This window comes from Brevundimonas sp. T2-11, from assembly GCF_055397675.1.
The window spans coordinates 2,998,875-3,010,383 of record NZ_AP027920.1 but is presented as its reverse complement, the minus strand read 5'-3'; the positions used below and the strand labels follow the sequence as shown (position 1 = coordinate 3,010,383).

Annotated in this window: 9 protein-coding genes; 2 read left to right on the top strand and 7 right to left on the bottom strand. The window is 66.6% G+C overall.

Annotation, left to right across the window (positions count from 1 at the left end):
• Positions 1–22 precede the first annotated feature (22 nt).
• The 7 genes from ACZ5XO_RS14550 to ACZ5XO_RS14520 all read right to left on the bottom strand — a co-directional run bounded on the left by ACZ5XO_RS14550 (position 23) and on the right by ACZ5XO_RS14520 (position 8,852).
• Positions 23–868: a fumarylacetoacetate hydrolase family protein gene (locus ACZ5XO_RS14550; RefSeq protein WP_464163109.1), complete on the bottom strand. Its 846-nt coding sequence runs from the start codon at positions 866–868 to the stop codon at positions 23–25.
• Between the two features lie 22 nt (positions 869–890).
• On the bottom strand, positions 891–1,619 hold the full coding sequence (locus ACZ5XO_RS14545) for an SDR family oxidoreductase (protein WP_464163108.1): 729 nt from the start codon (positions 1,617–1,619) through the stop codon (positions 891–893).
• 138 nt (positions 1,620–1,757) lie between these two features.
• Positions 1,758–4,484, bottom strand: a complete 2,727-nt coding sequence (locus ACZ5XO_RS14540; protein WP_464163107.1) for a TonB-dependent receptor — start codon at positions 4,482–4,484, stop codon at positions 1,758–1,760.
• 121 nt (positions 4,485–4,605) lie between these two features.
• Complete coding sequence (locus tag ACZ5XO_RS14535; RefSeq protein WP_464163106.1) at positions 4,606–5,859, bottom strand: MFS transporter; 1,254 nt, start codon at positions 5,857–5,859, stop codon at positions 4,606–4,608.
• Positions 5,856–6,731 carry an amidohydrolase family protein gene (locus tag ACZ5XO_RS14530; RefSeq protein ID WP_464163105.1) on the bottom strand — a complete coding sequence of 292 codons (876 nt, stop codon included), beginning with the start codon at positions 6,729–6,731 and terminating at the stop codon, positions 5,856–5,858. The genes ACZ5XO_RS14535 and ACZ5XO_RS14530 overlap by 4 nt, the downstream gene beginning before the upstream one ends.
• On the bottom strand, positions 6,728–7,678 hold the full coding sequence (locus ACZ5XO_RS14525) for an aldo/keto reductase (RefSeq protein ID WP_464163104.1): 951 nt from the start codon (positions 7,676–7,678) through the stop codon (positions 6,728–6,730). The genes ACZ5XO_RS14530 and ACZ5XO_RS14525 overlap by 4 nt, the downstream gene beginning before the upstream one ends.
• A 16-nt stretch (positions 7,679–7,694) precedes the next feature.
• Positions 7,695–8,852, bottom strand: a complete 1,158-nt coding sequence (locus ACZ5XO_RS14520) for a mandelate racemase/muconate lactonizing enzyme family protein (protein ID WP_464163103.1) — start codon at positions 8,850–8,852, stop codon at positions 7,695–7,697.
• 196 nt (positions 8,853–9,048) lie between these two features.
• On the opposite strand from ACZ5XO_RS14520, the gene ACZ5XO_RS14515 reads away from it, so the two are divergent.
• Both ACZ5XO_RS14515 and ACZ5XO_RS14510 read left to right on the top strand, forming a co-directional pair.
• A complete protein-coding gene (locus ACZ5XO_RS14515; protein WP_464163102.1) occupies positions 9,049–9,789 on the top strand; it encodes a FadR/GntR family transcriptional regulator in 741 nt (246 codons plus the stop codon).
• Positions 9,790–9,904: 115 nt separating this feature from the next.
• Positions 9,905–11,485, top strand: a complete 1,581-nt coding sequence (locus ACZ5XO_RS14510) for a DUF5605 domain-containing protein (protein WP_464163101.1) — start codon at positions 9,905–9,907, stop codon at positions 11,483–11,485.
• The last annotated feature ends 24 nt before the right edge of the window (positions 11,486–11,509 follow it).

Sequence of the window (11,509 nt, the reverse complement as noted above, 5' to 3'; positions counted from 1 at the left end):
CAATGCAGGGCGAGGGAGGAAATCAGGCCTGCGCGACGACCTGTCGCTGTCGGCCGAGCCCCTCGATCTCGAGCTCCATCACGTCGCCGGCGTTCAGATAGACGGGGTCGGGCTTCTGGCCCAGGCCGACGCCGGGCGGGGTCCCGGTCGAGATGACGTCGCCGGGCTGCAGGCTCATGAACTGGCTGACGTAGTGGACGATGAAGGCGGGCTTGAAGATCATGGTGGCCGTCGATCCGTCCTGGAACGTCTTGCCGTTGACCGTCAGCCACATGCGAAGATCCGCCGGGTCCGGCACCTCGTCGCGCGTGACCAGCCAGGGGCCGATGGGACCGAAGGTGTCGCAGCCCTTGCCCTTGTCCCAGGTGCCGCCGCGCTCGGTCTGGAAGGCCCGCTCGGACACGTCGTTGATGGTGCAGTAGCCCGCGATGCAGGCCTCGGCCTCTTCTTCCGAGACGTAGGACGCATTCTTGCCGATGACGATGCCCAGCTCGACTTCCCAGTCCAGCTTGGTCGAGCCGCGCGGCTTCAGGACCGTGTCGTTCGGGCCGACGATGCAGGAGGTGGCCTTGGAGAAGAGCACGGGCTCGTCCGGGATCGGCAAGCCGGATTCAGCGGCGTGGTCGGCGTAGTTCAGGCCGATGCACAGGAACTTGCCGACCTTGCCCACGCAGGCGCCGTAGCGGGCGCCTTCCGGCGCCAGGGGCAGGGCGGTCAGATCGAGCGCCCGCAGACGGGCCAGGCTGTCGTCGGACAGGGCGGCGCCGTCCACGTCGGCGATGACGCCGCTGAGATCGCGAATGCGGCCGTCGGCGTCGATCACGCCGGGCTTTTCCTGACCCAAGGGGCCGAAGCGAAGGAGTTTCATCTGGACGGTTCCTGCGAAAGGCTCAGTTGACCCAGCCGCCGTCGATCACATTGATCGTGCCGGAGGTGAAGGCGGACTCATCGGAGGCCAGGTAGACGGCCAGGGCCGCCAACTCGGTCGGGCGGCCGAACCGCCCCATGGCCTGGCGGGCGGTGAACTCGGCGTAGGCCTTGTCGAAGTCGCCGGTGTCGCGCAGTCGCTGCAGCAGGGACGGGGTCTCGACGGTGCCGGGGCAGATGGCGTTGCAACGGATGCCCTGGGTCACGAAGTCGGCGGCGACCGACTTGGTCAGACCGATGACGGCGGCCTTGGTGGCGCCGTAGGCGAAGCGGTTCGGCACCGCCTTGATGCTGGAGCAGACCGACGACATGTTGATGATCGAGGCGCCGCCGTTGGCGATCATCTGCGGCAGGAAGGCCCGGATCATGCGGTACTGCGCCGTGACGTTCAGGCTGTTGGAGAAGGCCCAGGCGTCCTCGTCACAGTCCAGGATGGTGCCGGCGTGGACATAGCCGGCGCAGTTGTAGAGCACGTCGACCTGGGGGAAGTCGGCCGCGATCGCCTTGACCGCCTCGGGGTCGGTCACGTCCAGCTGGCGCACGGTGACGCCGTCCAGATCCTTGAGAGGGGCGATGTTGATGTCGGCGGCGATGACGTTCGCGCCTTCGCGAAGGAAGGCCTCGACCGTTGCTCGCCCGATCCCCTGCGCCGCCGCCGTCACCAGGGCGGTCTTGCCTGCCAGCCTCATCACTGAATCCTCAAAACATAAGACGTATTATGTTTTGCTAGGCCCCTGCCGCACGGGCGTCAAGACGGGCGCGGAACAAAGAAAAGCCGCCCCCCGACAAGCGAGGGGCGGCGTACCGAATGCGGCAAGGAGGAGGGGGGATCAGAAGCGCATGCGCAACCCGGCCGACACGCGGCGTCCCGTCGTGCGGAACTCCTTGGTGCGGTCCGGCGAGACCGAATAGAGGAACTCTTCCTCGTCGGTCAGGTTCAGGGCGTCCAGGAAGACGGTGGTGTTTTCGGTCACGTCGTAGGAGACGCCCGCATCGAGCTGGCCGTAGGCGTCGAAGTACTCGGGCTCGCTGTTGCGACCGACGGCGACCGCCACGAACTGGTCGCGCCAGGTGTAGGCCAGGCGGGCCTGGATCGGACCCTTCTCGTAGAAGCCGACCAGGCTGTAGGAGTATTTCGACAGGCCTTCCAGACCATAGGAGGCGCCGCCGGCGTTGGAGTATTCGGCGTCAGAGTCGGCGTAGGTGAAGCTGGTCTGCACGCCGAGGCCGTCGAACGGCGCAGGCAGGTTGTCGAAGGTCTGGCGATAGCCCAGTTCGATGCCCTTGATCGTCGCGCCCTCGCCGTTGCTCGGCACGGTGACCGAGAACTCGACCTCGTCCACGCGCTCCTTGGTCGTGCTGGTGGTCACGAAGGAGTCCAGGTTCTTGTAGAAGGCGGCGAAGGACAGCAGGGAGGTCGGCGCGAAATACCACTCGACGCCGGCTTCCATCTGGGTCGCCCGGAAGGGCTTCAGATCCGGGTTGCCGCGCTTGATGGACTCATTGCCGGGGTTGGTCTGGATCGACTGGCGCGGCGACAGGTCGCTGAGCGTCGGACGGGTCATCACCCGCGAGGCGGCGAAGCGGACGATGAGGTCGTCGGTCACCGAAAGACGGGCGTTCAGCGACGGCAGAATGTCGGTGTACTCGCCCTTGAAGCTGATCGGGGCCACGTCGGACAGGACAATGATGTTCTGACCGGCGCCGTTCGGCTTGGCGCTGAGCACGGTGCGCGACGCGCCGGACGAGGTGTAGGAGGTGTCCTCGATGCGAACGCCCATGTTCACCGTCAGCGGCATGCCGGCGAGATCGGCGTCGATCTGGCTCATCAGATAGCCGGTCCAGACCTTCTCATCGACCACGGAGGAGCCGGAGGGGTCGTAGACGCTGGGCGCGAACGGCTTGCCGTCGCGATCCGCCAGACCCTTCACATAGGCCATCAGGGCGTTCGGATCATAGGTCAGCCAGTCGTGCATGATGTTGCCGCCGCGACCGTCGAAGAAGTTCATGTTGGTCGGGGAGAAGAGGTCCGACGGCAGGGCTTCGTTGGAGTCGCAATAGGCGCATTGCTGGCCGAACGGCATGGAGGTGCCGTAGATGTCCTTGACGCGGTTCTGGTAGCCCATGCCCGCGAAGAGGGTGACGTTGCCGCCCGGCGCCCATTCGCCGTCGATGCGGTACTCGTCGATGGAGTCCTTGGTCCGGCCGGCGCTGTTCCAGATGTAGTAGTGGGCGGTCAGGCCGTTGGGGTCGGTCGCGGCGTCAGCGGTCGAGCCGGGATAGCCGAAGCCGTATTCATAGATGGGCGAGCCGCCGCGACGGTCCCACCACAGGTCGACGCCCTTGCGGCGGATGGTGGTGAAGCTGGGGGCCTGGTCGCTTTTGCGCTCGGAGGTCGAGGTCGAGATGTCGAACGACAGCTTCAGTTCGTCCGTAACCTGCCAGTCCGCGTTGAAGCCCAGTTGGCGGGTTTCGACGTTGCGGGTGTCGTACTGCATGATCTGATCGACGAAGCCGCCAGCATAGCGCTGATAGACGGCTTCATTGCCTTCCACGACCTGTTCGACCAGGTCGCCGCCGGCGAAGTCGAAGGCCAGGCCGGTCTGCCGCTCGGTGATGTCCGCCTTCACGTACATGGCGTCGAGCGTCAGGGTCAGGTTGTCCTGGGGACGATATTGGCCCGAGGCGTTCAGGCCCAGCATCTGCTTGCTGCGCTCGAAGAAGAAGGGCGACAGGTTCGACGGCATCGAGACCTTGTCGAACGGCGCCACGTCCGGACCGATGCGGGCGCCCTGGACGCCGCCGCGATTGTAGTAGCTGTCGGTGCTGGAGCGGAAGACGTGGCCCGCGCCGATGGTGAACTCGTCGTTGCGCGTGTCCTGATCGACGTAGGAGGCGGCCAGGGCGAAGCCGAGGGTGCGGTCGTCATTGCGCCACGACAGAACGCCCGAGACGTCGGAGCTGTAGCTGTCGGCCAGTTCGGCCCAGGTCGAACCCACCGAGCCGGCGGCGGCGAAGGCCTGGCGCTGATCCAGCGGACGCAGGGTGCGCACGTTGACGGTGGCGCCGATCGAGGCGCCGTTGATGTTGGCCTGAGGCGACTTGTAGACGTCGGCGCCGGAGATGATCTCGGACGGCAGGACGTCGAAGGAGAACTCGCGGCCGTTGTTGTCGGTCGCCAGGGTGCGGCCGTTGACGGTCACGGCGTTGAACTTGGGCCCGAAGCCGCGAACGGTGACGAACCGGCCTTCACCGCGGTTGCGGTCGATGGTCACGCCGGGGACACGCTGCAGGGATTCCGCCACGTTCTGGTCAGGCAGCTTGCCCAGGTCTTCCGAAGCGATGGAGTCGACGACGCCAACGGCCTTGCGCTTGATGTCGATGGACTGTTGCTGGCTGGCCCGGATGCCCGTGACGACGATCTCGTCCACCGTGGTCGCATCCTGGGTACCGGTGTCATTCGACGGCGCGTCTTGCGCCATGACGGCGACGGGCAGAGCCAGGGCCGACAACACGCCCAAGGCGGTCGCGGCCATCAAAGTGGTCTTGGTGGACATTGTGAGATCCTGCTGGGTTCCAACCTGGGCGGCCTGTTTGTTTTTCGGCCTTGCCGGAACCCTACGAACGACGTTCCGGTATGTCAAATTATCATCATACGTATTATAACATTTCGCAGCCCTAGCGAACCGAGCGGATCGGCGCGACGCACAGGGCCGAGCCGAAGACAAAGATGACGGCGGCGATGAAGATGACGGCGTAGCTCCCGCCGAAGAGGTTCAGCAGAACCGCCGCCATCACCGGGCTGATGATCTGGGGAATGTTCACGGCGGTGGTCAGCACGCCGAGGTCCTTGCCTTCGTCGCCCTCGGCGCTCTGCGGCAGAACCTGGGTCATCAGGGCCATGTCGATCGACATGAACATGCCGTAGCCGACGCCGATGACGCCGGCGTAGATCCACATGCCCGTCATGGTCGGCAGGATGAGCGGCGCGGCCATGGCGCAGCCCATGATCAGGCTGGCGCCGATAACGAAAGGCTTGCGGCGCTGGAAGCGGTCCGACAGGTAGCCCGAGGCCAGGGAGGACACGATCAGGCAGATCAGGGTCAGGATGGCCAGATTGGCGATGGCGATGTTCGACTGGGCGTCGGACAGGCCGATGTAGTCGCGCAGGATGTAGAGCATGTAGGCGGCGACGGCCTGATAGCCCATGTAGATGGTGAAGCGCCCGGCGAAGGCCCAGGCGAAGTCAGGATGCTCTTTCGGGCTGATCCAGAACCCCTTGGCGAAGGCGATCCACGAGAAGGGTCGGCGCGGCTGGCTGGCGCTGGAGGGTTCGCGGTTGATGACCACGAAGGCGATGCACGAGGCGGCGATCGCCAGGGCGAACAGGCTGTAGGCCAGGACCTGGGCGCCGGCCAGGTAGCCGGCGACGACGGTGCCGGCGGTCAGGCCGGCCGTCATGCCGGCGCCGACAACGCCGGACACGACGCCGCGGGTTTCGGGCGGGAAGCGGTCGGCGATCACGGTCGTCATCGCCGGCTGCATCGAGTTGTAGGCCACTGTCGCCATGACCCAGAAGACCATCAGCGACCAGAAGCTGGTCATCCAGGATACGCCGAACAGGCATAGGGAGCCGATCAGCGAAGCGATGGCGATCCAGGGCGAACGCCGGCCCCAACGCGACCTGGTCCGGTCGGACAGGGCCCCGGCGATGGGGGTGGTCAGGGTCGAGAAGACCGAGGTGATGGCGAACAGGACGGCCAGGTTGTTGGCCTTGTTCCCCGGGTTCATCTCGGCGATCTGATTGGGCAGCAGGACGCCGAGCACGCCGCTGTAGAGGGCCATCAGCAGGAAGAAGTTGATCATCAACGACAGCTGCAGGCGGCGGCGGCCTTGACCGTTGGCGGGCAGGGAGACGGTCTCGGTGGTCATGCGGACAGATCCTTGTCGGCGCCGCCGAGGTAGAAGGCGCGGGCGGTCTCGGTGCGAATTTTCTCGCGTTCATGCGAGGGAAGGGCGGCGATGGCGGTCTCGAACAGGTCGCGCCAGCGGCCATGGCCTCCGGCCAGGTTCACCACGGGCCAGTCGCCCCCGAACATCAGGCGGTCCGGTGCGAAGCAGTCGAGCGCGTGGTCGAGGTAGCGGGCGACGACGTCGTCGCGACGGGCGTCCCAGGCGTCCTGGGCGGTCAGGCCCGAAAGCTTGGCGAAGACATTGGGCAGGGCGGCCAGCCGCTTCAGGTTGGCGGCCCAGTCGGCGTGGTTCAGGTCGCCGTCGGCGGCGGCGATGTCTGGCTTGCCCAGATGATCCAGGACGACCTGGGCCTGAGGCGCGCGCTCGAACAGGGCGGTCAGGGTCTGATGCAGCTCGGGCAACTGGTGGTCGCGGGCGCAGACGTCGATGGTCAGGCCCCGCTCGGCCGTCAGGACCAGACCCTTGAGGTGGTCGGGCGCGGCGATGAAGCCCGGGGCTTCGTTCTGCACCGATCGCCGCACGCCGCGGACCAGGGGGCGTTCAATCAGGGCGTCGAGATGGGGCTGGACCTCGGCGCCCCGCTCCAGCGGCGCGAAGGCCACGACGGCCAGGATATCGAGCGCGGGGTGTTTCAGTTCGGCGACCCAGTCGGCTTCCGCGAGCGCCTGCTCCGGGGCGCAGTCCGCCTGGACGAAGACGGCGCGCACCAGGCCTGTTTTCTCGGCCGCCCAGTCTTCGGGGGCGTGGCGCCCGCCGATGGCCGGCACGTAACGCAGCCAGTCATAGTCGAGGCGCGATGGGTCCCAGAGATGCAGGTGGGCGTCGATCATCCGCCGGCCTTGCCGCCGTTGCCGGGCAGGACGTCCCAGCCTTGATTCAGCACCGGCGCCAGCACGGCCTCGACCGCTGTCAGGACATCGGTGTCGATGGGCGCGGTCAGGGCCTCGATGTTGCGAGCCAGGTTCGACGGCCTGGACATGCCGACCACGGTCGAGGTCATGCCCTGGTCGGCGGCGGTCTGGAGCGCGAACTGAAGGGCGACACGGGACAGGTCCGTGCCGGCTTCGCGGCAAAGGCGGGCGGCTTCCGCGGCGGCGGCATGGACGCTGGGGTGGCCAGGGTGCCAATCGGGCGGCCCCTGATCGGTCAGCAGGCCCATGCCCAGAGGCGAGGCGTTGAAGACGCTGACGCCGGCAGCGTTCAGGCGGCGGGCGCTAGCGGCCAGTCGCTGATCCTGAAGCGTATAGGTGCAGTAGGCCATGACGGTGTCGACGCCCTGGGTCAGGGCGACCTCCTCCAGCAAGGCGAGGTCGTAGCCGGTGACGCCGACGCGGCCGATGGCGCCCTGGGCCTTGAGTTCGCGCATCGCGGGCAGGGCTTCGTCCAGCAGTTGCCGCCGATCGCCGTGCTCGATGTCGTGGCACTGCAGCACGTCGATGTAGTCGACGCCCAGGCGGGCGCGGCTTTCATCCAGGCTGCGCAGGGTCGCCTCGCGCGAGAAGTCCCAGGTCTTGTCGCCGTAGCGACCGATCTTGGTCATCAGAACGAAGCTGTCGCGCGCGCGGTCTTTCAGCGCGACGCCGAGCGCCGTCTCGGCCCGGGTCAGGCCATAGTAGGGCGCGACGTCGATCAGATTGACGCCGGCGTCGAGGGCCGCGGCGACCACGGCGTCGGCCTCGGTCTGCGACACGGCCTGATAGACTCCGCCCAGCGAGGCGCCGCCGAGCGCGAGCACGGAGACGGCGGGGCCGTCCTGGTTCAGTCTGGTGGTCTGCATCCGGGCGTTTCCTGCGTCATTCGACGTCTGTCTTAGGGGTGGGATGCCCCAGATCAAGTCCCGCGCGTTCGGGCCTGACGTGCGGGCCTTCGATGACCTCCCAGGCGCCGTTCAGGCGGTTGGCGGCGATGGCCGCTTCATCCACCTCGATGCCGAGGCCGGGCGCGTCGCCCAGGATGATGCCGCCGTCGCCGATCTGCTGGTCCACCTTGAGACCGACCGGGAAGTGGAAGTCCTGAACCTCGACGCCGAGGCTGTTGGGAGCGGCCGCGGCGGCGTGCGCCACCGGGTTGGCGTTGTAGCCGACGGGCGAGATCGGCAGGTTGTGGGCGTGGGCGGCGATGGCCACACGATTGAAATGGGTGACGCCCCAGACGCTGCCGGTCTGGACGATGTCCATGGCCCGGGCGTCGAACAGGGGGCCGAACTGATCCAGGCCGGTCAGGTTTTCGCCGGTGGCCACGGCGGCCCTGACCGCGCGGCCGACGACGGCGTGGCCTTCGGCGTCCCAACGGCGCAGGGGCTCCTCGATCCAGGTCAGGTCGATCTGGCTTTCGATTTCGCCGAGATGGCGGACCGCCTGTTTGCGGGTCCAGCATTCGTTGACGTCCAGCATCAGGGCCGGTCGCGCGGTATTGGCGCGGAAGATGTCGCGGGCCTTCAGCAGGCGACGGATGTCGCGATCCAGATCGCGCCCGCCCTTGATCTTGGCCGAGGTGAAGCCGAGTTCGGCCCAGCGGACGTAGAGGGCCTCGAAGGCGTCGTCGTCCAGGCCGTAGCAGAGGCCCGAGGCGTAGCCGGGCACGAACCTGTCGCGGGCGCCCAGGGTCCGCCACAGAGGCTCGTTCGCCATCTTGGCCTTGAGGTCCCACAGGGCCATGTCGATGGCGGCGATGGCGCCGTAGGTGGCGCCGGCATGGCCGCTCTTGAACACCTGGGCCAGCATTCGATCATAGAGAGCCGAGACGGCCCGCGGGTCTTCATTCTCGACGGCGGGGAAGACGCGGGCGATGTCCACATGCTGCCCCAGGCCGACCCCGGTCAGGCCGCTGTCCGTTTCCAGCAGGAGAATGGGCACTTCGGTGACGCCCGAGGCGATCACGCCGTTGACGTCGCCGACCGGACGTTTCCAGTCGTGGACCGTGGTCAGGCTGCGATAGCCGGTGATTTTCATGAGGCGGGTCTCTGACCAGATTGTCGGCGTTCAGTCTTTTTATAATATGTATGATGTTTAGATGTTGGCAAGCCTCGCCTTTGAAAGTCTTGAGGATTGACAGGGACCGCGTCGGCGGGGTGACTGCGATATTCGTGATATGATCCCACGAGCCCGGGGCGACGACGTCGGGCCATCCATGAGACGAAGACGCACCATGACCCTTGCCGCCAACGCCGCCCTTCAGCGCCCCTTGCGCCGTCCCCGTCTGGCGGCGGCCGTGGTCGAGGACCTGGTGAACGCCATAGTCACCGAGATCCACCCGTCCGGATCAGCCCTGCCGCCCGAAAACGTGCTGTGCGACATCTACGGCGTCAGCCGCACCGTCGTGCGCGAGGCGACGACGGCCCTGACGGAAAAGGGTCTGGTCGTGTCACAGCAGGGACGGGGCACCATCATTCAGGATCCGTCGTCGTGGAACCTGCTGGACCCGATGATCCTCAGCGCCTTGTTCCGACGCGAGGACGGCCTGTCCTATCTCGACAACCTGTCGGAGATCCGTTCCTCGCTGGAGGGCGAGATGGCCGCCAAGGCCGCGCGCAAGCTGACGCCTGAAGCGGCCGAGGAACTGACGCGCCAGATGGAGAAGCTGGAAGGCCTGATCACCACGCCGGCCGGCTATGTCCATGAGGACGTGGCCTTCCACGACATCATCATGCGCCTGTCGGGTGATCGGTTGAGCAAGGCCATCATCGACAGCATCCAGAGCAAGGCCGTGAAGACCCACAGCTACAGCGGCAAGCTGAACGTGGAGCACATCCGCGCCACGCACGAGGCGCATGTGAAGGTCTACAACGCCATCATGGCGCGGGACCCCGAGGCGGCCGCGCGCGCGATGCGCGATCACATCGAGGGCTCCTGGAAGAAGCGCCGTCCGGCCAAGCTGCCGAAGACCTGAACGGCCGCCGTCGGCGCGGCGCAAGGCCGCGATCGATAATACATAACTTGTATGATGATTTTTGATCGGCTTATGTCTCCCGCAATCAACGGGAGACGAGACGATGAAGCAGGGGATGACACGCCGATCGGTCGTGGCCGCCGCAGGAGCCGGCGCCGCCCTGGCCGGACTGGGCGCCGGCGCCGCGCGGGCGGAGGCGGCGAAGGTCGAGCGCTGGGGGCTCCATGAGATCGCGCTGACGGCGACGGGGGCCGAGGCGCCCTTTCGGGTCGGCTTGACCGGTGTTTTCACCAATGGCGCCACGACGGTTCGCGCGCCGGGCTTCCATGACGGCGGCGACGTCTATCGCATCCGCTTCTCGCCGCCGGAAACGGGCGTCTGGCGCTGGCGCGTCGAAAGCGATCTGCCGGGGCTGAACGGTCGCGAAGGGCGGTTCGAGGCGATGGCGCCGACGCCGGCCAACCATGGTCCGGTCGCGGTCAAGGACGGCTACCACTTCGCCCATGCGGACGGGACGCCCTTCCGCCAGATCGGCACCACCAGTTATGGCTGGACCCATCAGCCGGAGGCGCGGCGCCGCCAGACGCTGGAGACGCTGCGGGCGGCGCCGTTCAACAAGCTGCGCCTGCTGGTCTTCCCCAACGCCACCATCGACACCAATGAGCCGCTCTTCCCCTATGAGAAAACGGGTTCGGGCCAGCGAGACTGGGACTTCGCTCGCTTCAATCCCGCCTATTTCCAGCGGCTGGACGCCTGTGTGGCGGCCCTGTGCGCCCTGGGGATCCAGGCCGACGTCATCCTCTTCCATCCCTATGACGAGACCTATGGTTTCGAGGAGATGGGCGCCGAGGCCGACGACCACTACGTCCGCTATGTTGTGGCGCGCCTGGCCGCCTACAGGAACGTCTGGTGGTCGCTGGCCAATGAATACGACCTGCTGAAGACCAAGACCGATGCTGATTTCGACCGCCTGTTCCAGCTGGTCCAGGCCCAGGACCCCTATGGCCGGCTGCGCTCGATCCACAACTGGCGCCAACTCTATGACCACGGCAAGCCCTGGGTGACGCACGCCAGCATCCAGAATGGTTCGGCCGTCCTGGACGATGCGCGGGCCGAGACCTATCGCAGCGTCTGGAAGAAGCCCGTGATTTTCGATGAGGTCTGCTACGAAGGTTCTCTGGAGGATCGCTGGGGCGACCTGACCGGGCCCGAGATGGTGCGCGGTTTCTGGCACGGTCTGATCGGCGGGACCTATGTCGGCCACAGCGAATGCCTGCCCCGGAGCAAGGGGGATGGCTTCTGGCTGGGCGAGGGGGGAGAGCTTCGCGGCGAAAGCGCGCCGCGTCTGGCCTTCCTCAAGTCGATCATGGAGGCCGGGCCTGCGCCAGGCGTCGAGCCGATCGACAAGTGGTGGGAGCAGCATCTGGGCGGCGTCCCCGGTCAGTATTATCTGCGCTATTTCGGCGATGAAGCGCCGACCGAATGGGCCGTCGATCTGCCGCGTGACGAGATCAAGGGCGGCGAACGCTTCCGGGTCGAACTGATCGACACCTGGAACATGACCATCGAACCGGCGCCGGGCGAGTTCGTGATGGCGGCCAAGCAGACGAAGTACTTCTTCCACGATCCCGCCCGTCCGACGGTCGCCCTGCCGGGGCAGCCGTGGATGGCGGTGCGTGTGACGCGCGTGGCTTGATGCGGAGATGAAACAGGGAGCGGT